The sequence below is a fragment of the Bacillus horti genome, from assembly GCF_030813115.1.
GTDB lineage: Bacteria > Bacillota > Bacilli > Caldalkalibacillales > JCM-10596 > Bacillus_CH > Bacillus_CH horti.
Genome location: NZ_JAUSTY010000005.1, coordinates 210,191 through 236,695, shown reverse-complemented (window position 1 = coordinate 236,695; position 26,505 = coordinate 210,191). Strand labels below are relative to the sequence as shown.

Genomic DNA, 26,505 nt, shown 5'->3' with positions numbered 1-26,505 from the left:
GTTCTCACCTCTCTTCTTGTGCAGACGGACTAGATGTAGGTTGAACAAGACAAAGCGTAATATTGTCATCTCCACCAGCCTCAAGAGCGGCATCAATCAGCTCTGAAGCTTTCTCTTCTAAACCTTTATCCTGCTTTAGGATATCTAGCATATGTTGCTCATTAATCATATCACTTAGACCGTCTGAGCATAAAAGGATACATTCGTCCCCTAAGTAGCCCATTGTCTTTACGTCAACCTTTACGTCCTCTTGGGTACCTAAGGAGCGTGTAATCCAGCTACGCTGCGGATGAACATCTGCCTCAGCCTTCGTAATTTCACCACTTTTAACAAGCTCATTGACTAAGGAATGATCCTCGGTAATACTAGTTAATTGCTGCTGCTCCTGCTCATAGCGATAAATCCTACTGTCTCCAACATGGGCCACGATATAATAGTCTTCTAAAAACAAAGAGGTAACAATAGTAGTACCCATTCCTTGATAGGCTTGATCCTGTTCAGCGTAGTCGTAGATATAACGGTTAGTCTCAGAGATCGTTTGAATCAGCCACTCTTCCCATGTCACTGCACTACTATGAAGCTCAGCCTTCATAAAGGCCTGCTTCACATATTTCACAGCTAGCTGACTAGCCACATCCCCAGCCTGATGACCACCCATACCATCGGCTACAATAACTAGCGTTGTATTTGATTCACGTTTGACCACCTCAGCCGTGTCCTCATTCACCTGACGGACACGACCGATATGTGTTTTTAACACGACTTCCACGCTACTGCTCACCTCGTCTCCTCTTTCCTTTCCTGTGCACGAAGCTGACCACACGCTGCGGCAATATCGCTACCATGCTCCCTACGAATCGTACACGTTACACCGTTCTTCTCAAGTGTTTTTTGGAACTTAAAGATGTCTTCTCTCGGTGTTCTTACATAATCTCGTTCAGGAACATAGTTCACTGGAATTAAGTTCACAAAGCAATTGATGTCCTTAATCAGTGCGGCTAGCTCTTCAGCATGCTCCACCTGATCATTTACACCACCAAATAGCCCGTATTCGAACGTAATTCTTCTACCAGTTTTATCGATATAGTAACGGATCGCATCCATCAGCTTTTCTAATGGAAACGCCCTGTTGATCGGCATTAAACGAGAGCGTATTTCTGAGTTTGGTGCGTGCAAGGAAATAGCTAGGTTAATTTGTAGATTCTGATCGGCAAACTCATAAATTTTTGGCACGATTCCACTTGTGGAAACAGTAATATGACGCGCCCCAATATTTAAGCCCTTGTCATGGTTAATAATATTCAAAAACGAAAGCATCGGATTAAAATTCTCAAAAGGCTCGCCAATCCCCATAATCACTACATGGGACGCTCTTTCTTCCTTCTCATCCAACGTACGCTGTGCCTCAAGCACCTGTGCTACAATTTCACCTGCCGTTAGGTTACGCTTAAGTCCTCCTAATGTGGAAGCACAAAACGTACAGCCAATCTGACAGCCCACCTGAGTCGTTACACACACACTATTCCCGTAATTATGACGCATGATCACCGTTTCAATGGAGTAGCCATCACGAAGCTCAAAAAGAAATTTGATTGTCCCATCTGTTGATCTCTGACTCATCGCCTGTGTCAAAGCGTGCAAAGAGAAGGATTCATCAAGCTTCGCTCTTAGCTCCTTGGATAGATTCGTCATTTCCTCAAAGCCTTTGACCCGTTTCACGTACAGCCAATCGAAAATCTGACTTGCTCTGAACTTGGGCTCACGCACTGACTCAAGCCATGCTTGAAGCTGAGCAAATGTGTAGTCATACAGCAAGGGCTTTTCAGCAAGGATTTGATTTTCCCTCTCTTTTCTCGTCATAGGTCGTGTTGTTTCCGTACTCATTGTTCATCACCAATTCTTTCAAGTTTAGTCATATAAAATCCGTCCGATCCAAAATCCTGCGGTAAAATAAGCTTCTGCTCCCCTTCAATCTGTCTAAAGGAAGGCTCATTCTCTAAAAACTTCTGCACAACATCCTGATTCTCTATTTCTTCAAGCGTACATGTACTGTACACCAATTGTCCACCTGGCTTTAGTAGCTTAGATACGGCTACTAATAAATCATATTGAATCGCCGCGATATCGGCACTGTCCGTTTCCTTCTTCTTCCACTTCAAGTCTGGCTTACGTCTAATGACCCCAAGACCAGAGCAAGGTGCGTCTAGGAGAATACGATCATACTCTGTCTGGCGTGCATCAGGAAGCTTTCTGGCATCCATCGTCTGTGTCTCAATACAAGTCAATCCTAGTCTATTTATATTCGTGCGAATGAGCTTTTCTTTGTGCGGATGCATATCCACAGCTAGAACGCTCCCCTCATCCTTCATGTATTCAGCTAGGTGAGTTGTTTTTCCACCGGGAGCCGCACAAGCATCAAGGACGACCATTCCAGGCTTAGGGTCTACAAATGGAGCAACAAGCATAGAGCTTTCATCCTGAATCGTGAAATATCCTTGCTCAAACCACTTAGATTGAACAACATGTCCACCAGACTGAACAATGATACCATATGGTGAATCTGTTGTTTCCTTGACCTCAAAGCCTTCCTCTTGTAGCTTTTCTATCAGTTCTGCCCTGCTATCCTTGATCGTATTCGTCCGTATCGTCACCTGAGGCGGCCTATTATTATCCTCACAGAGCTGCTTCGTTTTCTCCCAGCCAAACTGCTTGACCCAGCGCTTTATCATCCAATCCGGATGAGACGTTTCCATACCTAAACGAGTAACATCATCCTTAATCGTTTCCGTTGAACGTAAAGGCGTACGCAGAAAGCTGCGTAAAACCCCATTCACCATACCCGAAATCCCACGGTGACCTTTCTTTTTCGCTATCTCTACCGCTTCGTGTACAACCGCATGAGAAGGGATACGATCTAGCTTAACAAACTGATAGACACTCACACGAAGTAGCTGCTTGACCCACTGATCTAACGCATCTACTCCTTTTTTCAGAAAGGGCTGGAGTAAAAAATCAATATAACGCTGATGCTGAATTGTCCCGTACACGAGCTCCGTCACTAAATGACGATCTCTGCTATCCTCGAGCTTGTTCTTCTGCAAAAGCTTTTGTAAGGTGAGATTGCTATATGCGCCTCCCTGTTCAATTTGAATCAAGGCGTCTAAAGCGATTGTTCTTGCCGTTGCTTTCATTCATTATCTCCTAATCTAAGTCCTGTTGACCATGAGCTCCCTGTTCCTCTTAGAAAGTCGGCAGCCATCATTCTCTTTTTGCCGGCAGGCTGAATTTCCGTAAGATAGACACCCTGACCATCCCCCGCTACAACTCCAATGCCCTGCTCATCCAATTTATAAATCGCACCCGATGAATCAGTCAGTCCTTGATCCCCAGAAAGAGCCGTTTGCCATACCTTCAAAACCTCTCCGTTAATCACCGTATACGCTCCCGGAAACGGGTTCATCCCACGAACATGGTTAAATATAGCTTTACCACTTTTCGTCCAATCTATCTCCTCATCCTCACGTTTAATGTTATAGGCATACGTGACCAGATCAGCATCCTGCGGAATCGGAGTAAGCTCTCCAGCAACTAGCTTTGGCAAAGTATCTGCTAAAAGCTCAGCACCAACGATACTAAGCTTTTGGAACATCGTAGCTACATTATCATCATCTAAAATAGGCAAGCTGCGCTGAGTTAATATATCTCCAGCATCCAAAGCCTTAACCATATACATAATCGTTACACCTGTCTCCTGCTGTCCATCAATAATAGCCTGATGGATCGGTGCTCCTCCACGATACTGTGGTAAAAGTGAGGCATGAACATTAATACACCCTAGCTTAGGAAGCTGTAAAACCTCCTCAGGAAGAAGCTGTCCAAAGGCAGCTGTAACGATTAGGTCTGGAGCCCACTCAATTAATTGCTCCTGTTCTGGTGAACCTTTTAAACGCTCTGGCTGTAAAACTGGAAGGTTATGCTTTAAAGCAGCTTCCTTAACAGGAGGAGGAGTTAACGTGCGTTTTCTCCCCTTTGGTCTATCTGGCTGTGTGACTACCCCAATCACGTCATATCCGTCAGCGATTAATCGATCTAAGGATGGAACGGCAAAATCAGGTGTACCCATAAAAACAATTTTCAACGTCAATCTCCTCCAGTTGCTTTTTTATAGCTCTTAGCTCTTAACTTGTAACTTCTACCTTCTATTTGTCTTCATTCATTACTCAAATACTATCTCTAATTATCTTATCTCCTAGAAGGAAAATGCTCTCTACTTACCAGCCTCATCCTCTGACTCAGATTCATAATAACGCTCAACAAAATCAACGAACAGCACACCATTTAGGTGATCAATTTCATGCTGCAACGCTCGAGCAAGTAAATCCTCACCTTCAACCTCAAACTTTTCTCCATGGCGATCAAACGCTTCTACCTTACACGTTTGAGCTCGGCGTACATCCCCCACAAGACCTGGAAAGCTTAAGCAGCCCTCTGGTCCAAGCTGCTCTCCAGACTTAGAAACAATGACTGGATTAACCAGCTCAATTAGACCGTGCTCACTCCCTGCATCAATCACAGCCACTCTTTTCGAAATACCAACCTGTGGAGCCGCTAAGCCCACACCATCAGCCTGATACATCGTTTCAGCCATATCATCTAACAGCTTGTGCAGATTAGCGTTGAAATTCTTAACCTCAATAGTTTTTTCTCTCAGAATTGGATCTGGATTTTTCACAATAACTCGAACACCCATTGTTCAATCACTCCTACATTAACATTTGTGGATTTCTATCTATTTGAATATGAAGCTTTGATTTTTCAATTAACTGCTTATGCTTTTGTAAAAATCCTGACAAAACATGGGCCAATTGAGGCTCATCCTTATATTTTAACATGCATTGAAATCGATATCTATCCTTGATCTTAGGGATAGCTGATGCTGCCGGACCAAGCACAAGCGTATTCGGTGAAACCTGCTGCTTTAGCCAACGTACAGCCTGATCACTTTCCTTAATTAAAAAAGGTAAATCCTCATGCGTAAACGTAATTAACGTCAGATAATAGTAAGGTGGATACCCTCTTTGCTTGCGATGCTGCATTTCATGGTTAAAAAAAGCTTCATAATCATGCTGTGCAGCCGTCTGAATACTATAATGCTCAGGTGTATAGGTTTGAACAACGACATGACCAGGAAGCTTATGTCTTCCTGCACGTCCACTAACCTGTGTAAGCAACTGAAACGTCTTTTCAGCAGAACGAAAATCAGGCAGGTGAAGCAAGGAGTCAGCAGCAATCACACCTACAAGTGTTACTTTTTCAAAATCTAGTCCCTTAGCTATCATTTGTGTTCCTAGTAAAACATCTGCTTGATGATCACCAAAGCGCTTTAATAGCTTTTCATGCGCTCCCTTTTGCTGAGTGGTGTCCACATCCATCCTGACAACTCGTATTCCTGGAAAATGCTTATACAGCTCTTCCTCAACCTTCTGCGTTCCAGTTCCAAAGAAACGTATATGATCACTGGCACACTCTGGACATTCATGAAGCTTAGGCTGTGTATAGCCACAGTAATGACAGCGATGAGAGTTATTTGATTTATGGTAGGTAAGAGAGATATCACAATGGGGACATTGCAAAACATAGCCACAATCACGGCACATCACAAACGTAGAAAAACCTCTCCGATTTAGAAAAAGCACCATCTGCTCCTTCTTCTCCAAGCATTGGTTAATGAGCTCATGCAGCGTTTTGCTGAACATCGTCCTATTCCCAGCATGAAGCTCCTCACGCATATCCACGATCGATACGGGTGGTAGCTCCTGCCCAAAAATCCGTTCCTGTAAGCTAAGTAATGTATATACACCCTTCTTCGCACGAGCAAAGCTTTCTAAGCATGGTGTTGCACTCCCAAGTATAACAGGCGCTTGGTGATATTGCCCGCGAAACATAGCAATATCTCTAGCATGGTATTTCGGTGTTTCCTCCTGCTTATATGAAGCTTCATGTTCTTCATCAATAATAATTAGACCTAGGTTACGAAACGGAGCAAATAAAGCCGATCTTGCTCCAATCGCTACCTTTACCTTACCATCCCTAATTTTACGCCACTCGTCATATCTTTCTCCTTTAGAGAGACGACTGTGTAGCACAGCTACCTGATCTCCAAATCTCCCTTTGAAGCGATCTACCATTTGAGGAGTTAGAGAAATTTCAGGTACAAGGACAATAGCTTCCTTATCGTTCTTTAGTACGTAAGAGATGGATTGAAGGTAAATCTCAGTTTTCCCACTTCCCGTTACCCCATGCAGGAGAAATGGACGAAACTCCTGCTCATCCACAGAGGTCGTAATCTTACCTAGAACACTTTGCTGCATTTCTGTTAGGGTTAATGGCTGCGTCCGTTCAAAAACTCGGTGCTGATACGGATCTCGCTGAAGCTCCTGCTTGCTTATCCTCACAATCCCTGCTTGTTCTAGGGCTTTTATCGTAGAACGTGTTGTCTGACACTCCTCCACAACACGCTGTACCTGCAAGATTTCTCTATGCTTTTCTAACTCCGTACGATCTCTTTTATTATCAGGCATACTAGCTTTGCTTAATTCAGAACGATCTTCAATACTAATTTCAGCACTAGCCCCTGAGCTTACCTCATCCCTAGCAGCGCTCTCCTCATCCAAGGACTGACTTGTGTTACCACCAAAATTTATGCTTGCAATATACCTTGCTACCTCTCTTTGCTTCACAGCCTTTGCATGAAGCTCACTCAGCTTATTCTCTAGCTCCTCCTGAGTAACCGCAAGCTCGACCACCTGAACCTCCTTGATGGTCACCTTGTCCTCAACCTCGTACACAACCTGCTGCTTACCATCATTCGTTACCGTTCTCTTCGTAGTTGTCGATTTCAGTACAGCAGGAAGCATAGCCTGTAGCGCTTGAATCGTTAAACAAGTATACTCTTCACTCATCCATTGACCTAGCTGAATCAGCTCAGGGCTCAGTGGAGGTACTTCATCTAGAACCTGCTCAACTTCCTTAAGCTTCTGCTCACTCTGCTCCGTCTGAAGCTTTAACCCTAAAACATAGCCCTGAGTCTTCCTTGGACCAAACGGAACAATGACTCTTGAACCGATCTGTACACCCTGCTCCAAAGCAGGTGGTACCTCATAGTCAAACGTTCGATCGACAAGGCGTGCAGGTACTTCAACGATAACCTCGGCGATAACCCTCTTGTGCTGATCAAGCATTGGCTGATCACTCATAATAGGTAGCCACCAGCTCTAGTAGCTTACGTGCTACGTCAGACTTGGACATTTTCTGAAGCTCCTGCTTCTCCCCTGAGCGATGGTAGATCGTCACAATATTTGTATCTGTACCGAAGCCTGCGCCTTCTTCAGTTACGTCATTAGCTACAACAAAGTCTAGATTCTTCTTCTTCAGCTTCTGCCTGGCATGCTCCTCCACCTGATTTGTCTCAGCAGCAAAGCCAACAAGAATTTGGTGCTTCTTCTGCTCTCCCAATGTTTGCAGGATATCCTGTGTTTTCTTAAGCTCTAGCAGCAGACTTTCTCCTGCTTTTTTAATTTTCTTCTCAGCTACATGTATTGGTGTATAATCGGCTACCGCTGCTGATTTAATGACTACATCTGTCTCCTCATAGCGACTAAGCACCTGCTGAAGCATGTCCTCTGTTGAAACAACATTCACACGCTCAACCTGAGCAGGAGTAGCCAATTCAACCGGACCAGAAATCAGGGTCACCTGTGCCCCTAGGCTTGCCGCCATTTCAGCAATGGCAAAGCCCATTTTTCCAGAGGAGTAGTTCGATAGATAACGCACAGGATCAATTTCTTCCCTCGTAGGTCCAGCTGTGACAAGGAGCTTCTTTCCCTTCCACCAGCTTGCCGTTGACGGATCATCATTAAGAGTATTCGAGATATTTGCGTTAGATGATACAGAACCAAAATCAGAAGCTACGGAAGTAGATTGATTAAAAGCTGTTTGATTGGGATTTGATAGATTAGTATCAATTTCAGCTGATTTTTGTTGATTAGAAAGCTGAAGAAAATAAGAGACAACATGTCCAATGATTTCCTCAGGGTCAGGAAGCCTCCCTTTACCGACATATCCACAGGCTAGCTGTCCTTCACCAGGCTGAAGTAGACCAACTCCTCTACTCTTCAGCGTCGTGATGTTCTGTTGCACCGCTGGATGCTCAAGCATGTGTCCGTTCATCGCTGGTGCCATCCAAATTGGTGCTTCTGTAGCAAGTAAAGTCGTTGAAAGCATATCATCAGCTAAGCCATTTGCTAGCTTTCCAATGATATTTGCTGTAGCAGGAGCAATGAGAAATAAGTCTGCATGATCAGCTAAATCGATATGAGAAACGACAGAAGCATCCGCCTCCTGAAATGTATCCACATACACATGGTTTCTAGATAACGTTTGGAATGTTAAAGGCTGTATAAATTTTGTGGCAGACTCTGTCATAATGACACGGACATCTGCCCCCCTTTGAGTGAGCTGACTGCAAATCGTTGCTGCCTTATACGCAGCGATTCCACCGCTTACGCCTAATACGATCATTTTTCCTTTTACGCTCATATTCATCCTCCTTTTTACAGCACACCTAGTATAAGAAAAGCTTCTATCGAAGCCCTCTCGAAGAAGTCGTCTAGTCCATCATTAGAGGAAGCTTTTCATGCAGCCAGAATTTATAAAACTTGAAGAAATCATTGTATCAAATTTTATAAATTCTTAGACTGTAAGAAAAGCTTCTATCGAAGCCCTCTCGAAGAAGTCGGCTAGTCCATCATTAGAGGAAGCTTTCACACAAAGTGCGCAAGTGACGCTAAGCAACTAAAGTTGTAAGTCGTCCTATGTCCTGCCGTCAGAAAGTATAAAATTTGATAGAAAACATGGTATCAAATTTTATACTTTCTTAAACGTTGAAAAAAATAACAACCTTGATTAGGTTGTTATCCATTTCATTACTCTTTGTCTTTGTTCGGTCTTAGAATCGCTGATTCGAAGGAAACCTTATCCGTTACGATCTCCTCTAATGCCTTTCCTACATACTTTGCGGACCTAGGCTTCTCAATTAACAAGTTGTTCTTCTCACGTAGCTGTCTAGCACGACGAGAAGCAACGGAAACAAGAGTATACTTAGAATCAAGCTTTTCCAAAAGAACATCAATAGATGGGTATAGCATAGATATGACCTCCACTTTTTTATCTTTCTAGTTACTATTTAGTTTATCTATCTAGTTATACATTTTATTAGTTTATACTTATTTTAGCCTAACTTTCTTTTGTCAGACTTACTTTCTAAAATGAAAACTATTCATCAGACAGATCATCCTTAGAGCTTAAGCGCTGTGCTACCGTTTCAGGCTGAACCGCAGATAAAATAACATGGTCACTATCTGTGATAATCACCGCTCTCGTTCTTCTTCCGTACGTAGCGTCAATAAGCATGTTACGGTCTCTTGCCGTCTGAACCACTCTCTTAATCGGAGAAGACTCAGGGCTGACTATTGAAATAATTCGATTTGCTGAAACGATATTACCGAAGCCAATGTTAATAAGTTTCACTTTTTTCCATACCCTCCTATAACCTGTACGTCATCCTATTACTCTAAATTTTGAACCTGTTCCTTTATTTTTTCAAGCTCATTTTTCAATTCAATGACTTTTTGCCTAATGGAAATATCATTAGCCTTTGAACCGATCGTGTTAACCTCTCTGTTCATTTCCTGAACTAAAAAATCAAGCTTTCGTCCTATCGCCTCATCCTTGATCCCAAGAAATTGTTCGAATTGCACCGTATGACTTGCTAAGCGAGTTAATTCCTCATCGATATCAACCTTCTCAGCGAAAACCCCAATTTCCGTAAGAAATCGCGATTCATCGATCTCCACACGCTGCTCTAGAAACTGTTTAAGCCTTACCTCAAGCTTTTCGGCGTAAATCTCCTTCATTTGAGGGGCTAGCTTTTTAATGATATCGGTATGTTCGTTCACCGTTCTTAGCTTCGTATGTAAATCTTCAGCTAAACGCTGGCCTTCCTGTTCGCGCATATCCTTTAATTGAAGGCTAGCTTGGGTTACGGCTTCGAGAAGAGTATGGCTAAACGCCTCATCCATCTCTTGGACATCCTCCTCGATTCGGAAAAGCTCCTCCCTTTGAAGCAAATCCTGAATCGTGAGCTTCCCTTCGAGCCCCAGCTTATTCTGTAGCTCAAGTGCCGCTTGAAGCATAGCTTCCGCCAGCTCCCAGTCTACCTGAAGCTTTTTATCTACCAGTGTGTTCGTGTCACAGGTCACATATACCTCAACTCTTCCACGCTTAAGATGTGCTTGAACCTTCCGCTTTATCGCTTCTTCAAAAAGCATGAGCTGCTTAGGAGAACGAATTATGATTTCGCAAAACCGATGATTCACCGATTTCATCTCTACCGTTATCTTCATGTCCTGCCAAACAGTTTCATACCTTCCGTATCCAGTCATACTAGATACCACGTTCACCACATCCCTTCTATTTTAATCAATTTTCGTACAGGAAACAAGTTAAAAGAAATCCATCAGGTTTGTTGAGCGTTCCTTAGGAAGCAAATCCTCCCACTTTTTAATTTCCTTCTGTTCTCCATGTAATCTTTCAATTTTAGCAAGCTCAGTAGGCCGTTTATAATTAATTAGAAGCATACTCAACGTTTGGATATCACAGCTCAACCCTTTTTTAGGAACAGTTGTACAGCTTACTTCCTCAGACTTTCTCGGGAAAAAGCTAACTCGATTGACAGCACGATCACTTTCAGGCTCAGACTTATCTCCCTCAGATTTTGCCCCTTCAGGATTAGGCTGTATCAAAAATGTCCCATCATTCCACGGTGCATACTGATCACGAACATGGATAAAGGTCTGTTCCCCCTCTACACCTTTCCATTGAAGCGGATATTCTTCTAAAAAGGCTGCAACATCTACAATCCTTGCCATAAAGTAAGGGGACGTTTTTTGCTCGAAGTTCGGATCATCCACTAGCTGCATCAGTGGATCACCTGGATGGGCAATGAAACTCGCCTCTTCAATCATAGAATCATGCTGAGCAATAAATTCCCACAAGCCTTTATAACTATCCTGATCGAGATAGACCATTTCACGAATCGTTAGCTTCCTATCCTTCACCTGATAATATAGGTATCCTTTCGATTCACCCTCTGCGTTACGATACACGGCAACCAAACCCTTTTTCGAAGGATTGAATACCCTTGTTTCCCACCAAAGTTCAGAGCGCTTCAGCGCACCGTTAAACTTCTGAGCGAACGTATCATAGATCTCGCCTATCACAGTCGAGTCTCTGCCCACACGCTCCATATGCCCTTGCCCTTTTAGCTTAGGGAATTGCTTTGTTTTAATCTTTACCTCAGTTTCCTCACCATGCATTTCCCAGCCATATCTCCTATAGAACGGGTAGCTAAACGGAGCTAAGAAGGAAATCGTTTGTCCGTTGTCCTTCATTACCTCTAAAGCCTTTGTTAAAAGCTTTGCCACCAGACCTTGCCGTCTATACTCCGGCCACGTAGCTACAGCAGCAATCCCGCCCATCGCATACGCTTTTCCGTGTATATATGTTTCTAAAGGTAATAACGCTAGCTTTGAAGCTAGCTTTCCGTCTATAAAAGCTCCCCATATCTCATCAGGTCTTACTCGCTTTATCGCTACTTCTCTATCTTCCTTAGAAAGCTCATATTGAAAAGCAAATTCAGATAGTTGAATATGTAATTCTACTTCGCTTGCTGTTAGCTGTCTAATTTCCATACCATTTTCCTCACTTTCTACACTTCACGTTAACTGTCATTGTCGCTTGAACTGTCTTTGCTTGATGTAACCGTCAACTGTCCTTGATACTTTCACATTCACTTTTATCTAATGTGGATTATATGATGAGCCACTGACTTTACTCTAGTTAGCTGTACACTCTCTATGCCAGCTTTCCTAAATCTTTCAGATCACCTGAACTTTAATTAATTCATTCTATTAATAGAACAATCCTTACAGATATTCTATCATTAATAAAGAAGGTATGGGCTGTTTGTAGCCCATACCTCTAAATTTTATTTACCCCGCTGTTATACTCAATATTTTCTTATAGCATTCTTATCACTTCTAGTGATCGTGTCGAATCCAGAAGTTCTAACGGACATGAGCGCACCTTAGAAGTGTTTTTCCATCCATCACAAATTCTAACGGACATCAGAGCACCTTAGAAGTAAAATTCAAACCAAATTCATGTGATTTAGCTTCTAAGGGTCTAATATGTCCGTTACAGCACAAAACCCGCACAATACTTGCTCTAAGGGTTCGATATGACCGTTAGAGCAACGGTCTTCCAGTCATGCTCCATTACCACTTACCTTCTCACATAAGGGACTTTTTTATCTTCTTCTTTTAAACAAATAAGTAAAGCTCAATGCTACGGAAGGCAGGGCAGCAAAGAAGAGCACAAACAACCATTCCTTCACATCTAAAGCAACTGTTCTAAAGATAGGCTGCAAGGCTTCAATGTACATTACTCCGATCATCATCAAGAGTGACGCTAACACAGCGAGGACTAACCATCTGTTTTCAAAAGGATTTCTACTAAAGATGGATGTATCACTACGACAATCAAACACATGAATCAATTGAGCCATGACAAGGGTGGCAAACGCTATCGTTTGAGCGCGAACCAAATCGTCAGGGTTTTCCTGTAGAGTTAGCCAGAATGCCGCTAGAGTAGCCAAACCAATTAAGAGTCCCCTAGAGATAATCTTCCACCCTAAGCCTCTAGCAAATATATTTTCCCTCCGACTTCGAGGGGGCTGGCTCATCACATTTTTCTCCGATTGATCCACCCCTAACGCCATAGCCGGTAGACCATCAGTCACTAAATTGACCCATAAAATTTGTATAGGTACCAAGGGAAGTGGTAAGCCCGCTAGCGTAGCAAAAAACATCACTAGGATCTCTCCGACATTGGAGGCAAGCATATATCGAATAAACTTGCGGATATTTTCATAAATGTTACGCCCTTCCTCAATAGCCGCTTTGATTGTACTGAAATTATCATCGCTTAATATTAAAGAGGAGGCTTCCTTAGCTACATCCGTTCCTGTTATCCCCATCGCGATCCCAATATCAGCTGCTTTAATCGCCGGAGCATCGTTGACCCCATCTCCTGTCATAGCCACCACATGACCTTTTTTCTGTAGCGCTTTAACGATTCTAAGCTTATGCTCAGGAGACACCCTTGCATAAACAGAGACATCCTCGACCATCGATTCAAACTCCTCATCACTTAAAGCCTGTAGCTGATTTCCGTTCAGTGATTGCCCTCTTTCTCTTAGGATTCCTAGCTCATAAGCAATCGCTTCAGCCGTTTTCTGATGATCCCCTGTGATCATGACTGTTCTGATCCCTGCCTGACTACATTCCTTTATAGCCTGCTTCACTTCAGCTCTAGGAGGGTCAATCATGCCAAACAGCCCGAGGAAAACCAGCTCTCGTTCAGCCTTTGCCTCGTTCATGAGCGAACCGTCACCCTTGATTTCTCTGTAGGCAATGGCTAGGTTACGCAAAGCTTTTTCCGCTAGCTGATCATTAGCCCGAAGAATTTCTCTGCGTATATCATCTGTTAGTGCTGTCACCTTCCCTCTCCAAAACGCGTGCGTACAATGCTGGAGCAGAACATCTGGTGCTCCCTTGGTTATCACCTTTTTCTGTCCTCCAGATGTTTGAACAAACACACTCATCATTTTTCTCTCGGAGTCGAATGGAAACTCTTCAAGCCGCTGATATCCTCGCTCAATCTGCTCCTTCCAAACACCAGCCTTAGCTCCAGCTACAACAATAGCTCCTTCGGTCGGGTCTCCGGTAATATCCCAATATGTCCTTTTGCGCTTCAATAGCTTTCCTTCTGTTTCCGTTTCTTCCTTCAAAGTAGCGTTGTTACATAGAACGCCATATTCAAGAATTTTTTTAACATAAGGCTTCTGAACAAATGAAACAGCATGCCCCGGCGCTAAAGTAAATTCGCCATTCGGATCATAGCCCACTCCCGAAACCTCAATCGTATCATTGTTAACATACAGATGAGTGACCGTCATCTTATTTTGTGTCAGTGTCCCCGTTTTATCTGAACAGATCACCGAAGCACAGCCTAGTGTCTCCACAGAAGGTAGCTTACGCACAATCGCTTTACGACGAATCATCCGCTGAACTCCTAAAGCAAGCGCTATCGTCACCACAGCAGGAAGGCCTTCAGGAATCGCCGCAACCGCTAAGCTAACCCCTGCCAAGAACATCTTATAAGCATCCTGTCCATACAAAATTCCCGTCACTACAACGACCGCCGTTAGGATAATCGCTACTGTAATCAGTACTTTTCCTAGCTGTTCTAACCGGTGCTGTAAAGGTGTTTGCATCTCCTCTGTCGTTTGAATAAGCTCTGCAATTTGACCCATTTGTGTCGCCATACCTGTAGCTACAACAACGCCTTGCCCAGAGCCTCTTGTCACTAGAGTCCCCATAAAGGCCATATTTGCCTGATCACCCAAGCTCATTTCCTCAGCATCATTCATCGCATGTTCATATTTTTGCACAGGTAAGGATTCCCCTGTTAGAGCGGATTCCTCTATGTACGCCCCCTTCACTTCAAACAGTCGTAAATCCGCCGGTATGCGATCTCCCGCTTCAAAATACACAATATCCCCCGGCACAAGCTCAGCCGCAGGAATCTCTTGTAGCTCCCCATCACGAATAACATGAGCCGTCGGGGCCGTCAGCTCCTTTAAAGCGTGTAGAGACTGCTCAGCCCTGTACTCCTGTACAAAGCCCAGTATCGCATTTAAGACAATGATGGCGATAATCGTAATAGCGTCCATATATTCGCCAAGCAAGCCAGAAATTAATGTAGCAATTAGCAGGATTAAAACCATAAAATCCTTAAATTGATTTAACAGCAAAGCAAACGCCGAAACAGTCGACTGATCCTGAATCTGATTAGGTCCGACCTTCTCTAGACGTTTACTTGCTTCCTTCCAGGCTATTCCCTGTTCCTTATTCGTTAGCAAGGTTGACTCTACCGTTGTGATATCCTTTGAATACCATCTCACCTTTGTTTCACCCCAATGCTTGTTTTCTTTGTCCTATCTCCACCATATTCATGAAAAGGGACAAACATGAGTGAAACTTTTCGTATGTGCCGTATCCGCTTGCCAGTCTATGGCTGCGGTGTTACGATTAGAATACTGAAAAATTAGAGGTGAACAGCTATGGCGTTTGATGGAATGATGGTCTACGGGATTGTAGATGAGCTTCAACAATTAGAGCACGGCAGAATATCTAAAATCTATCAGCCCTATGACAGGGATTTGGTTTTTCATATACGAGCAAACGGAAGGAATGTAAGACTCCTTCTTTCAGCTAATCCATCCTATCCGAGAATACATCTTACAGAGCAAAGCTTTGAGAATCCAATGGAGGCTCCTATGTTTTGTATGCTTCTCAGAAAGCATCTAGAGGGTGGTATAATCCAACGAGTTGAGCAGATTAATATGGAGCGTATTATCCATATTGATGTGCGTAGTCGTGATGAGCTCGGAGAAACAACGTATAAAAGGCTTATTATTGAAATCATGGGTAGACACAGCAATATTATTTTAATTGACGTAGAAAGAAATATGATTCTAGACAGTATTCACCATGTAACAGGAGCGATTAGCCAGCATCGAGTGGTGTTACCCGGTCGAACTTATGTTTCACCTCCAGACCAATTCAAGCAGCATCCCTTTGAAGCGACAGCAGATGATGTGGTGAAGAAGCTAAACTTTAATGCCGGTAAGCTAGATCAGCAGCTCGTACAGCAATTTAGTGGAATTAGTCCATTATTGGCTAAGGAAGTCCTCTTTCGTGCAGGACTACCAAATAGGGAGAGTGTGACACAGAGCTTTTTAGACTTAATGAATTCAATCAAAAAGAAGGAGTTTTCCCCTTCTCTTATTAATAGCTCAGATAAAGTCCATTTCTACCTTATAGAGCTAAAGCATATTAAAGGTGGAGTTGTTCCATTTCCAACGATCAGTAAGCTACTTGAAGCGTTTTATCATGGTAAAGCTGAACGTGATCAGGTTAAGCAGCGAGCTAACGATTTTGCCAAGTTCATAAGCAATGAAATGAAGAAAAACGAAAAAAAGCTAACAAAGCTACAGCAAACGCTAGACAATAGCTTAAAGGCTGACACATATAAGCTTCATGGAGAGCTACTCACAGCCTACATGCACCAAGCCAAACGTGGGGATACCTCCATTCAAGTCATCAATTATTACGATGAAAAAGGTGAAACCTTGGACATCCCTCTAAATCCGGAGCTCACGCCAAACGAGAATGCGCAGCAATTTTTCAAGCTGTATCAAAAGGCTAAGAATTCTAAGGAAGCGGTTATCCAGCAAATAGAATTGACTAATCAAGAGCTACGGTACTTTGAAGAGTTAATCCAACAGCTAGAGCATGCTTCACCGCGCGATGTAGAGGAAATAAGGGAAGAGCTGATTGAGGGTGGGTACATCCGAGATCGTCGTAAGCAAAAGAAGAAGAAAAAGAAGGATGAAAAGCCTCAGCTTGATCAATATCAGTCCTCTGAGGGTGTAGAAATTCTTGTGGGCAAAAACAATAAGCAAAATGAATATCTTACAAACAGGCTAGCTCGTCCAAACGAAACCTGGCTGCATACAAAGGATATCCCAGGATCTCATGTTGTAATAAGAAGCGAGCAAATTACTGACCAAACTCTTCTTGAAGCGGCTCAGCTAGCAGCTTATTACAGTAAAGCACGAAGCTCTAGTCAGGTCCCTGTAGACTATACCTTAATTAGACATGTGAAAAAGCCTAATGGCTCTAAGCCGGGATATGTCATTTATGATAATCAACAAACAGTCTACGTAACACCCGTTGAAGAGCAAGTTAATGCGTTGAAAAAATAGACTTTCTTTATCATTCGTAGAAGGTGTTAGTTGTTATGTTTATCAATAAAAACTTTACTTCAATGTGGTTTTTTAACTTTTTTTCTATATTAAATGATAGATTTAGAGAGCTTGTAATCCCTTTAATCACTTTAGCCTTCACAAGCTCTCCTTTAATAACTGCTCTTGTTGCTCTTTCCCAACAACTTGGAGCAATATTATTTGCCATTCCTTTAGGGACTTGGCTAGAAACAAAAAATAAAGTACGTGTTTCAACTGTCTGCAATCTAATCTATGCGTTTTGCTTGTTCATTCTATCTTTTCTAATAACTTTAGATCACTTTAACTCTACCATAATGGCTATTGTATTATTCGTAATGGGAATACTAGCTCTATTAAGTAGAACAGCTTTTTCTGCAATGGTTCCACTGATTGCAGGTAGAGAAAAATTACTAAAAGCTCATACAAGCTTAGAGGCAGCAGATGCCCTGTGTACGATTATTGGACCTGCCCTTGGTGGATATTTACTTGGGAAATTAGGCTCAAGCCCAACATTAATGATCTGTGGCGTACTATCTATTACAGCCATGGCTTTAATATCTCTTGTAAAAAACAAACATATATCAGCTTCCATTTCACATGATGTACCTCCAACTCCTACGATTAAGCTAATGAATTTTATCAAAAACTCAAATAAAGGCCTAAAGTTATTAATTGCTAATTCTCCACAATTGATCAGTTTAGTGGTACTATGTGTACTTAGCTTTTCTACCGTTTTTATACCACTGACCATTATTTTTCATACAGATATCACCTTAAACCTTTCTGCAGGAGAAATAGGAATAATACTTAGCTCTGCTGGTATCGGTAATTTAATAGGTGTCCTGATCATGAGATGGTTTAAATCGATCAATTGGTTAACTTTCTTAAGCTCATTACTAATAATCTCTTCATTAGGAGTATTCATTTTATTTTTAAATGATAGCTTTTATTTAATGTGCCTAGGCATGATCATATTTGATGGTGCTCTATCTATGGCTTTTGTCTCCCAAATTACTGTGCATCAAGGCATTACACCAGATCAATATCTTTCTAGAATAAGAAGTGTGACATTTGTAGTAAGTGGAATATTTGCTATGTTAGGTACGTTCTTAGCAGGCTTCATTCCAGAAATAATCTCTTCCTTCTTTTCTTTATTTCTAGGTTTCATACTTCTAGTTATTCCTGGGGTATTTATACTCAAATTTAAAGCGATTAGCTGTAAAATGAATGAGCTACAACCGATCCATGTAGAAGAAAAAGAATAACACTGTAACTTCCTTTCTATCAGCTCTATCTAATGTTCTCACCTGTTCTTTCTTTTAATAACTTCAACCAAAAATCCTCCTGGAGACTTAACGTAAAAGCTATAACCATGATTATCAACTGGCGGGGCAACCTTGTAACCGTCATTTTTCAAGCGCATATTAATTTCATCCACTTGTTCTTTGCTTTCTTGCGGGAAGCCAATGTGAAAGCCTTTGGGGTACCGAACATCTTTGCCTACTTTTTCGTTCCAAAGGAAACACGATAAAATAAAAGAACAATCACATGCATCAGCGCTAGAACAAGATAGATATTGTTAAACATTCCTGTCTCACTTGTTGTGAGGAAAGAATTCCAACCTCGTACATCCCATTCTGCTAAACGACTGTAAATACCGATTGTCATCCCCATTGTGATAAAATTCATCATAGAGAAAAATCCCATCCCTACACCAACCTGCTCCTTTGAAAGCGTCATTGAGACTGTATTAGCTACAGAAACCTGCATAAAAGTTTGACCAACATTACCGAAAATGAAAAGGAGGGGAATGAGCCAAACTGACACTACATCAACAAGAACAGCTAATAAAATGAAGCAAGTAGTTAAAAGTCCAGCAGCCACCGTATACAAAGTCGTGTTCCCTTTACTATCTGCTAGAATTCCTCCCCTTCTACCCAACAGTGCAGAAGCAATGGCTGCAGGAATTAACGCATACCCAATCCATTGAGAGTTAATGCTGTATACATCTGCAAGCATGACAGGAGATAAGTAGAACAACCCATTAGCCATTGTCGCAATCAGGATGGTCAAGATAATCCCCGTCCTATAGCTAGTATTCTGAAACAAGCCAGGATGAATAAAAGGATTTTTAGCTACACGAATCCACACATAAAAAACGGGTAATAGAAGAGTCCCAAGTAGGATAAGCAGCCACAATCCATACGTTATCCCTAAGAGCAATAAGGCCATTGCTCCTAATAGAAGGACTGCTCCTAGCCAATCAAACTTCCCTTGTACACCAGTAGCAGGTAAAAGCAAATATTTACGATAATAAGGGAGTAGCAATAGCAAAAGCATCGGCGGAACAAACAACCAGCGCCAGTCAGCTACACTTAGAATCAATGCGGATACAGCAGGAGCAAGGACACTTCCGAGCGCAAGACCAATGGCTGTCATGCTCATCGCTGATCCTCTACGCTCCTGTGAAAAATAACGAACAGGAATAATCATAGCTAACGCCGGAACCACTGAAGCTCCTGCAGCCTGCATGAGCCTTCCTACTAGCGCTCCCCAAAAAGAAGAAGAAAAAAGACCAACTAACGAACCAAAGGCAAAAAGAAGTAAGCCCAAGGTTAGAACATTCCTCAATTGAAACCGATCAGCCAGCTTCCCATAAGTAACCGTTCCGAAGGCATAAATAAGAATGTAACCGGAGGATAACCAACTCACCTGAGTAAGGGATAGTCCTAGATCAACGCTTATTTCTGGGATAACAATGTTAAACATCATGACGCTCATGGAGGATAAAGCTACTGTCATTAGCATAAAGCGCATTAGCTTCATGCCGTCTTTTTCTTGCTTCACCATACTATCTGTATTACCTGTACTCATACTATCTACACTCATGCTATAGCTCCCCTTTCGTTTCATTCAGAGCATTCAAAGACATTCGCTTAATATTCTTGAGCATTTCCTGATGCTCAGCATCCGTAAGCTCACAAGTGAGTGTTTTAGTCCAATAACCCAATTTTTCCTTGATCACATTCTGCACATCTCTTCCCTTTTCAGTTAGCGTTACCACATACGCTCTTTTATCTTTCTCATCTCTTCTTCTACTTACGTACTCAAGCTTCTCTAAGCGTTGTATAGCTCGTGCAGTTGCAGCTTTATCTATATATAAGCTCTCAGATAACTTTTCCTGAGACACTCCATCCCTCTCATATAAATTAACTAGAAAAATATATTCTGAGGACTGGATATCGTACTCCTTTAATTCTCTATTTAAATAGACCTGAAATTGACGATGCAAAACGGATATCCATTTAGCGATACTTTCTCTCCCTTTTTTCATCTGACGAACAACTCCTAACCCAAAATATTAGAACCAACAATTAGTTGATTAGTCAACTATATAAGCAAATGGTTGATTAGTCAACCACTTTACACCTGAAAAACCTTTTCATAAAACACTTTCTCATCTTTTGAAATTGTCCCTCCAAATACACTCAACAGCTAAATCATTTCATAATATGTATATATCCTTCATACATAAAAGCTTTTAAAAAAACTTTAACCCACACACTCAGTGAGAATTAAAGCTCTTACGAACAGTATGCAGTCGGAATATGCTGCTAATGCGTGTAGCCTACAGGCATCATGCATTCAAATCTGTTATAGCAGGAATATTAATCTCTTTGACACAGGATACTTTTGACAAGCTAACAATACACTTTGCAATCGAAACAATATCCTGGACCGGAATACGAGTGCCCTCATACATTTCAATAGCTTTTTCTGCTCCCTCTTCAAACGAAATTTCGGCAGCCAGCTCTCCTGGATTGATACAGGTCACAGCAATCCCATCCTTCCTAACGTGTTCACGTAAAGCGTTCGTGATTCCTCTTAGGCCAAATTTTGATGCTACAAAGGATACCTGTGAGTTATTTGTATTACTTAATCCTGCCGTAGAGCCAATCAAAATGATCTTCCCATTCTCGGCAGCTCTTAAGCTAGGTAGCAAGGATTGGATAAATGTAATGGTTGAAGTTAGGTTAACATGAATGATATTGGCAATCTCTTCTGGATCATCTTTTTCAAAGTCATAATGCTCCTCAAAGCCTTCCTTCTCCCATATTCCAACATTGTAGATGAGTACGTCGATTTTTTTGCCTTGTAGAGCACCTATCATGCTCTTTTTATGGTCTTTATTAGACAAATCCACTTCCAACCAATGCCTCTGAATCCCGTCTGCTACATCAAGACTTCTTGGTTTAGTTCTAGAGACAATCCAAACCTGATCCCCTGCTTGAGGTAAACCTTTTGAAAAAGCATCCCCTAAACCCTTGCTAGCTCCAAAAATAATATAGTTTTTCATACTAATGAATCTCCTTTCTCACTTCAATTTTATTTATTTCTAATGCTTCCCCCCTGTATCTAATCCAAAAGAGAAACTTCATCCACCACATACTTATATTCCAATAGCTTCTTTTGAAAAATAGCCACAATAAACGTAAGTCCATATAGAGCCCCACCTAAGATGAAAACCCACTGTATTCCTATTTTCTCTCCGATAAATCCCATGATTAAAAACGTTAAGCTGGACCATGGTGTTAGCAAGGCGCTCCTTGCTGCCATCACATTGGCTCTTTCTTTTTCCTCTAATACATCCTGCATAATCGTTTCCTGACAAATCTCTCTTGCCTGATAAACCGGTCCCATTAATACACATACAATCAAGGCGAGCCATGGTATAGGGATAAGGGCGAATAGTAGCGTCATCAGACACATAACCAAAGAGCTTATGGCAATCACAGTGCCTAGCCTTTTTTCCAATATAGAAGTTATACTTAAGATCGTTACGCTCCCAATAATCGCTCCCACCCAATAAGAGGCATTAATAAAGCCCCACCATTCTGTTCCTTTACCTAAAATCTCAGTTGTAAAGATAAGTAGAAAGGCACTCGCCCAAATTACATTGGCTAAATTCTCAAAAAAGTCCATGATCGTTACCGTACGAATAATCGGGTATGTAAACACCTTTCTCCATGCAGGGAAGGGTTTGTTTGTCTGTTTCCTAGCTTCACCTGTGTTTGCAGCACCCTCTATTTCAGCCCTTTCCATTTCAACGCTTTTAACTATTAGATCACTTTCAATATCTACCCTCTTAGCTATTTTAATCATACCAATAGCTATTCCAGAAAAAGCAAAAAGAAAAGACACTAAACCAATCATCCAGCTAAGTGGAAGCCAAACCACTAGCACACCACCTAGTGCCCACCCAGCAGTCATAAACATTTGATGAATCATCGCTAGAGTTCCATTAGCCTTCATGTATTGTGCCTTTGAAACCACCCTTGGTAATAAGGAAAAGCGGGCAGGCTGATACCACGAACCTGCCAAAGCCTGTAAAAATAATAAAGTTAATAATACTACCAATGCTGTTGAATCACTAAAAAGCACAAACCCAAGCGCAACCACAATAGCTGCTCTTAATAGACCAATTGACTGTAGTAAACGTACTTCCGAGAAATGCTGCATATAGTACGAACCCAAAACTCCTCCTATAAATAAACCAAACGCATTTATAGCGGGAACTAGCGAGGATCCAAAAACCGATCCCGTTTGAGCATATATCTCAACCATCACCACTACCTGTAGCAAAATAAACGCCATCGATTGACTAACCTGTGAGCTAAATAAAAAGAAAAAATTAGACTGCTTCCATAAAGCTTTTCTTTTTTGTACTTTCATTTCGTAAGCCTCTAGCTTTCCTAATAATAATGGATTCGTAGTTATAATGGATATGTACTATTTACTTTAATCTCAGATATATACATTTATAAAAAATATTTAATAAACATTTATATATATAAAGTATATTTTATTAGGCGATTTTTGTCTATACAAAAAGAGGTTATTTTTTTGCGCAAACATGAGCAAACTATGAACAGTTGTATCACTATGTAGGATTTGATTAAATTTTGAAAGGATGTGTTACCTATGCATACAATGTTTAAAGGCTCGATCAGCTTTGGACTTGTCCATATTCCTATTAAACTTTTTACAGCTACTGAGGAAAAAGACATTAAAATGAGGTATCTACATAACGAATGTCATAATCCCATCAAATATGAAAAAACCTGCGCTGTATGTGAGAAGGAAGTAAAGCAAGAAAATATCGTCAAAGGCTATGAGTACGAGCAAGGGAAATTCGTCATTCTAGATAAAGATGAACTGGATGAGTTAGCTGCTAACAAAACCAGAAACATTGAAATCATTGATTTCATTAACCTAGATGAAATTGACCCCATTTATTTTAACCGCTCCTATTTTGTTGGTCCTAATGAAAATGGAGAAAAAGCGTATTCCTTACTACAGCAAGCGATGAAGGATTCAGGAAAAATTGCTTTAGCAAAGTTTACCCTACGCTCCAAGCAGCACTTAGCTGTCATTCGTGTGTATGATCGAGGCTTGGTGCTAGAAACGATCTATTATCCAGATGAAGTTAGAAACGTAGAGCATGTACCTGGACTTCCTGAAGCAATCGATTTAAATGAAAAAGAATTGAACATGGCCATCCAGCTGATTGAACAGCTAACGGCAGAGTTTGAGCCTGAAAAGTATACGGACGAATACCGAAAATCCTTACATGAACTCATTGAAAGTAAAATTACAGGACAGGAAATTAAAATTGCCAAAGAGGTTCCGCAAACGGATATTATCAACCTCATGGACGCCCTGCAGGCTAGCATTAACGAAACAAAACCACAGAAAAAGAAACGCACGACAAGAAAAAAGGATGAAACAGGCTAGTCATTTGACTGCCCTTCATCCTTTTTATTTTTTGTTTCATTCCTTCTAACCCCTACACCCTTTTCCTTGCAAGTGAATAACTTAGGATACAGGATTTTCGGAAGGGAGACAAAAAGCAAACAATGGATTGTCCTTTATGTAAATCATCAGATAACATTAACCTTTTTCACACATATCCTAGCTTTAAGCTACTTGAATGCAAAGCCTGTGAACTGCTTTTCCAAACAGAGGCTGAACATATTAATGAGCAAGACATGGTCCAAGCAATCTATAATGAAAGCTGGATTAAAATGCGTGAACAATACGCTCATCTTACCTTTCAAGACCACGCCACCTTTAATACTCTACAGCTAGAGATGTTTGCTCCTCAAAAAGGAAGGCTTTTAGAGATTGGCTCAGGAACAGGCGAATTTCTGCATATGGCAAAGCATGCAGGATGGGATGTCACCGGATTAGAACCATCCTCTCTTTCCTGTAGGTATGCTATGCAGCATTATCAGCTAGAGTTGATTCCAACCATATTAACTGATGAATTGGCCAATCGTTTGGAGCCATTTGAGGCCATTGCTATTTGGCATGTCCTTGAGCATGTACCAAAGCCTGTCGCTTTTTTAAATCAGGTAGCTGATCTTCTCAAGGATGATGGTGTTTTATTTTTCAGCGTGCCAAATCTAAAGTCCTTCATGAATACGTCCTATGGAGCACACTCCCCTATATTCACTGAGGTTGATCATCTCTACCATTATTCAGAGAAAAGCATTCCTCTGCTTTTAGAGCACACTCCTTTTTCCATTGAAGCTCTTTTCACTCGGCAGCTTGCCAATCAGTTAGAGCAGATATATAGGAAGAAGTTTGGGGCAAGCTCCCTAAAGCTTGAAGCCAAGATGGCTTTAATGAGTAATCTACAGGGTCAAGGAAAAGGACACGAAATATGCTGTGTAGCTAGAAAAAGAAATAATAAATGAGGCTGTCCCAAGTAAAAAGTAGTTTTTTTTGGACAGGTTTCTACTTACCTTAATCTCTAACGGACATATGAAACTCTTAAAGGTTCTTTGTCATTAACACATGGGGGATACCGTCCTCCATAAACACATCAGAAGCTGTCTGGTAGCCAAGCTTAATATAAAACGCCTCTGCCTGAGTTTGACCATGAAGCTTAGCAGAAGTAGCTCCTTTATCTAGACCAATATGTTCTAACGTTTCAACAATCACTTTGCCCAAGCCGTATTTACGATGTGTAGCAAGGACACAAATGCGTTCAAGCTTAGCCACTCCCTCTACCATTCTGAGTCTGCCTGTGCCTACAGGCTTTCCTTCATAAAGGACAAGAATATGCTCCGCTTCATCATCTCTTTCATCAAACTCCTCCTCTAAAGGAGTGTTTTGCTCGTCAACAAAGACGACCTCTCTTATATGAAAAGCTGCATCTAAATCTGTTTGCTCTGTAATGATTCTAACTTCTACTTTGTCCAACACATTCACCCTTTCTCGTATTAACCTTTAACATATGCTATTTTCTTGTAAGAAATTTTAACATCAGCTACTTTCTTGTATGAAATTTTTTAGCAATTTAGATATATATTAATCTAGCTTTCAGAAAGTTAACTAAGTGTTTTGGTCATTATATAGTCTGTTTGTTCTTCATCACCCATATAAAAAGAGTGGGTTCCAGTCTGAACAAACCCCATTTTCTCATAAAAATCTATGGCATTTTCATTCTCTTCCCATACCCCTAGCCAAATTTTCTTTTTATTATCTTCTAATGCCATTTCTAAAGCCTTATTTAGAAGATATTTTCCAAGTCCATGCTTTTGAAATTTCCTCTTTATATATACTCTTTCAATCTCAAGTGATTCCTCACCCATCTCTTCAGACTGTGCGTCACCGGTGTTCACCTTTAAATATCCAGCAAGTTCATCATTGCAATAGACAAAAAAGAATTGGGAGGAAGTATGGTTTATCTCTTTTTCTAGTTGCTTAACATTAAATGCCTTTTCTAAGTATGCAGCCATATTTTCTGCCGAATTTTGCTGCTTGAAGGTTTCGTTGAACGTTTCTATACTAATTTTTTGCAGGATTAGCATATCTTCAATGGTGCATCGTTTTAAATTTACAGTCATCTGCATGGTCTCCCCTATCCCCGTAATCAATACGTTCTCTTGTTTCCTTTCTTAACAGCTTCCCAGTCTTTTTCAATATTTCTTCGCACTCTCTGAAGAAGGCTATAGATAGCTTCTATTTCTTCTTCAGAAAACCCCTCTAAGGCAACGGTATTGGAATACTCATGCTCTCTTTGTAGAAAAGGAAAAACATTCTTCCCTCTGCCTGTTGGAAAGAGTTTTTTAATTTTTTTGTTTTGCTTATCCTCTCTTTTTTCAATAAAGCCGTTCAGTTCCAGCTTCTTTATAGCTCGAGCTGCTGTTGTTCGGTCTACTTTTAGTCTTTCAGCTACCTTCTCTTGAATGATTCCTGGACTTTCACATATACGCACAAGGTACAAATACTGCCCCTTGGTAAGCTCATATTCTTTAAATTCTATATTGCTTATAGAATCTAATGCCCTCGCTATCATGCCAACTTCACGAAGAACCTCCTTCATTATTACCTCCTTAGCCCATATTTTCGCTGCAAATGCAATAAAATTAAACTGCATATAATGTACTCTATTTTTGTTGCGT

23 protein-coding genes and 1 pseudogene are annotated in these 26,505 nt (G+C 41.3%); 4 read left to right on the top strand and 20 right to left on the bottom strand.

Features of this window, described 5'->3' with window-relative positions:
- Positions 1–4: 4 nt before the first annotated feature.
- The 12 genes from J2S11_RS07850 to J2S11_RS07795 all read right to left on the bottom strand — a co-directional run bounded on the left by J2S11_RS07850 (position 5) and on the right by J2S11_RS07795 (position 15,145).
- Positions 5–781 (bottom strand): Stp1/IreP family PP2C-type Ser/Thr phosphatase, encoded by a 777-nt coding sequence (locus tag J2S11_RS07850; protein WP_307393101.1) that lies wholly within the window; start codon positions 779–781, stop codon positions 5–7.
- A complete protein-coding gene (rlmN, locus tag J2S11_RS07845) occupies positions 778–1,884 on the bottom strand; it encodes a dual-specificity RNA methyltransferase RlmN (RefSeq protein ID WP_370875482.1) in 1,107 nt (368 codons plus the stop codon). Before rlmN ends, J2S11_RS07850 begins: the two co-directional genes overlap by 4 nt.
- Positions 1,881–3,191, bottom strand: a complete 1,311-nt coding sequence (gene rsmB, locus J2S11_RS07840) for a 16S rRNA (cytosine(967)-C(5))-methyltransferase RsmB (protein ID WP_307393097.1) — start codon at positions 3,189–3,191, stop codon at positions 1,881–1,883. Before rsmB ends, rlmN begins: the two co-directional genes overlap by 4 nt.
- Positions 3,188–4,138, bottom strand: a complete 951-nt coding sequence (gene fmt, locus J2S11_RS07835) for a methionyl-tRNA formyltransferase (protein WP_307393094.1) — start codon at positions 4,136–4,138, stop codon at positions 3,188–3,190. Before fmt ends, rsmB begins: the two co-directional genes overlap by 4 nt.
- Positions 4,139–4,267: 129 nt before the next feature.
- Complete coding sequence (def, locus tag J2S11_RS07830; RefSeq protein WP_307393091.1) at positions 4,268–4,750, bottom strand: peptide deformylase; 483 nt, start codon at positions 4,748–4,750, stop codon at positions 4,268–4,270.
- A 13-nt stretch (positions 4,751–4,763) separates the two neighbouring features.
- A complete protein-coding gene (priA, locus tag J2S11_RS07825; protein ID WP_307393088.1) occupies positions 4,764–7,256 on the bottom strand; it encodes a primosomal protein N' in 2,493 nt (830 codons plus the stop codon).
- Positions 7,249–8,598, bottom strand: coding sequence for a bifunctional phosphopantothenoylcysteine decarboxylase/phosphopantothenate--cysteine ligase CoaBC (gene coaBC, locus J2S11_RS07820; RefSeq protein ID WP_307393085.1), 1,350 nt, complete (start codon positions 8,596–8,598; stop codon positions 7,249–7,251). Before coaBC ends, priA begins: the two co-directional genes overlap by 8 nt.
- A gap of 386 nt (positions 8,599–8,984) precedes the next feature.
- Complete coding sequence (gene rpoZ / locus J2S11_RS07815; RefSeq protein ID WP_307393083.1) at positions 8,985–9,206, bottom strand: DNA-directed RNA polymerase subunit omega; 222 nt, start codon at positions 9,204–9,206, stop codon at positions 8,985–8,987.
- A 127-nt stretch (positions 9,207–9,333) separates the two neighbouring features.
- Positions 9,334–9,588 (bottom strand): extracellular matrix/biofilm regulator RemA, encoded by a 255-nt coding sequence (gene remA, locus J2S11_RS07810; RefSeq protein WP_307393081.1) that lies wholly within the window; start codon positions 9,586–9,588, stop codon positions 9,334–9,336.
- A 38-nt stretch (positions 9,589–9,626) separates the two neighbouring features.
- Positions 9,627–10,520, bottom strand: a complete 894-nt coding sequence (locus J2S11_RS07805) for a YicC/YloC family endoribonuclease (protein ID WP_307393079.1) — start codon at positions 10,518–10,520, stop codon at positions 9,627–9,629.
- A 42-nt stretch (positions 10,521–10,562) separates the two neighbouring features.
- Positions 10,563–11,810 (bottom strand): GNAT family N-acetyltransferase, encoded by a 1,248-nt coding sequence (locus J2S11_RS07800; protein ID WP_307393077.1) that lies wholly within the window; start codon positions 11,808–11,810, stop codon positions 10,563–10,565.
- A 617-nt stretch (positions 11,811–12,427) separates the two neighbouring features.
- Positions 12,428–15,145: a calcium-transporting P-type ATPase, PMR1-type gene (locus J2S11_RS07795; protein WP_307393074.1), complete on the bottom strand. Its 2,718-nt coding sequence runs from the start codon at positions 15,143–15,145 to the stop codon at positions 12,428–12,430.
- 159 nt (positions 15,146–15,304) lie between these two features.
- Between J2S11_RS07795 and J2S11_RS07790 the strand changes: the two genes are divergently transcribed.
- Together J2S11_RS07790 and J2S11_RS07785 are read left to right on the top strand one after the other, a co-directional pair.
- Entirely contained in the window at positions 15,305–17,011 is a 1,707-nt protein-coding gene (locus J2S11_RS07790; RefSeq protein WP_307393071.1) for an Rqc2 family fibronectin-binding protein, read from the top strand.
- A gap of 35 nt (positions 17,012–17,046) precedes the next feature.
- Entirely contained in the window at positions 17,047–18,297 is a 1,251-nt protein-coding gene (locus J2S11_RS07785) for an MFS transporter (RefSeq protein ID WP_307393069.1), read from the top strand.
- Between the two features lie 38 nt (positions 18,298–18,335).
- On the opposite strand, the pseudogene J2S11_RS07780 reads toward J2S11_RS07785, so the two are convergent.
- From J2S11_RS07780 to J2S11_RS07760, 5 genes and pseudogenes are all read right to left on the bottom strand, one after another.
- Positions 18,336–18,533, bottom strand: a pseudogene (locus J2S11_RS07780) (VOC family protein); the annotation flags it as partial.
- Complete coding sequence (locus J2S11_RS07775) at positions 18,533–19,921, bottom strand: MFS transporter (protein WP_307393067.1); 1,389 nt, start codon at positions 19,919–19,921, stop codon at positions 18,533–18,535. The gene J2S11_RS07775 and the pseudogene J2S11_RS07780, both read right to left, overlap by 1 nt.
- A gap of 1 nt (position 19,922) precedes the next feature.
- A complete protein-coding gene (locus J2S11_RS07770) occupies positions 19,923–20,366 on the bottom strand; it encodes a MarR family winged helix-turn-helix transcriptional regulator (protein ID WP_307393064.1) in 444 nt (147 codons plus the stop codon).
- 303 nt (positions 20,367–20,669) lie between these two features.
- The gene (locus J2S11_RS07765) at positions 20,670–21,389 is read right to left on the bottom strand and encodes an SDR family NAD(P)-dependent oxidoreductase (protein ID WP_307393062.1); all 720 of its coding nucleotides are present in this window, start codon (positions 21,387–21,389) and stop codon (positions 20,670–20,672) included.
- A gap of 59 nt (positions 21,390–21,448) precedes the next feature.
- Complete coding sequence (locus tag J2S11_RS07760) at positions 21,449–22,765, bottom strand: MFS transporter (protein WP_307393059.1); 1,317 nt, start codon at positions 22,763–22,765, stop codon at positions 21,449–21,451.
- 249 nt (positions 22,766–23,014) lie between these two features.
- Here J2S11_RS07760 and ku point away from each other — a divergent pair, with 249 nt between their 5' ends.
- Positions 23,015–23,827 (top strand): non-homologous end joining protein Ku, encoded by an 813-nt coding sequence (gene ku, locus J2S11_RS07755; protein ID WP_307393056.1) that lies wholly within the window; start codon positions 23,015–23,017, stop codon positions 23,825–23,827.
- A 122-nt stretch (positions 23,828–23,949) separates the two neighbouring features.
- Positions 23,950–24,792, top strand: a complete 843-nt coding sequence (locus J2S11_RS07750) for a class I SAM-dependent methyltransferase (RefSeq protein WP_307393054.1) — start codon at positions 23,950–23,952, stop codon at positions 24,790–24,792.
- 76 nt (positions 24,793–24,868) lie between these two features.
- Here J2S11_RS07750 and J2S11_RS07745 read toward each other — a convergent pair whose 3' ends face one another.
- The 3 genes from J2S11_RS07745 to J2S11_RS07735 form a co-directional block, all read right to left on the bottom strand.
- On the bottom strand, positions 24,869–25,300 hold the full coding sequence (locus J2S11_RS07745) for a GNAT family N-acetyltransferase (RefSeq protein WP_307393051.1): 432 nt from the start codon (positions 25,298–25,300) through the stop codon (positions 24,869–24,871).
- Positions 25,301–25,428: 128 nt separating this feature from the next.
- Positions 25,429–25,947: a spermidine/spermine N(1)-acetyltransferase gene (gene paiA, locus J2S11_RS07740; protein ID WP_307393048.1), complete on the bottom strand. Its 519-nt coding sequence runs from the start codon at positions 25,945–25,947 to the stop codon at positions 25,429–25,431.
- Positions 25,948–25,973: 26 nt separating this feature from the next.
- Positions 25,974–26,426 carry a MarR family winged helix-turn-helix transcriptional regulator gene (locus J2S11_RS07735; RefSeq protein ID WP_307393046.1) on the bottom strand — a complete coding sequence of 151 codons (453 nt, stop codon included), beginning with the start codon at positions 26,424–26,426 and terminating at the stop codon, positions 25,974–25,976.
- Positions 26,427–26,505: the final 79 nt, after the last annotated feature.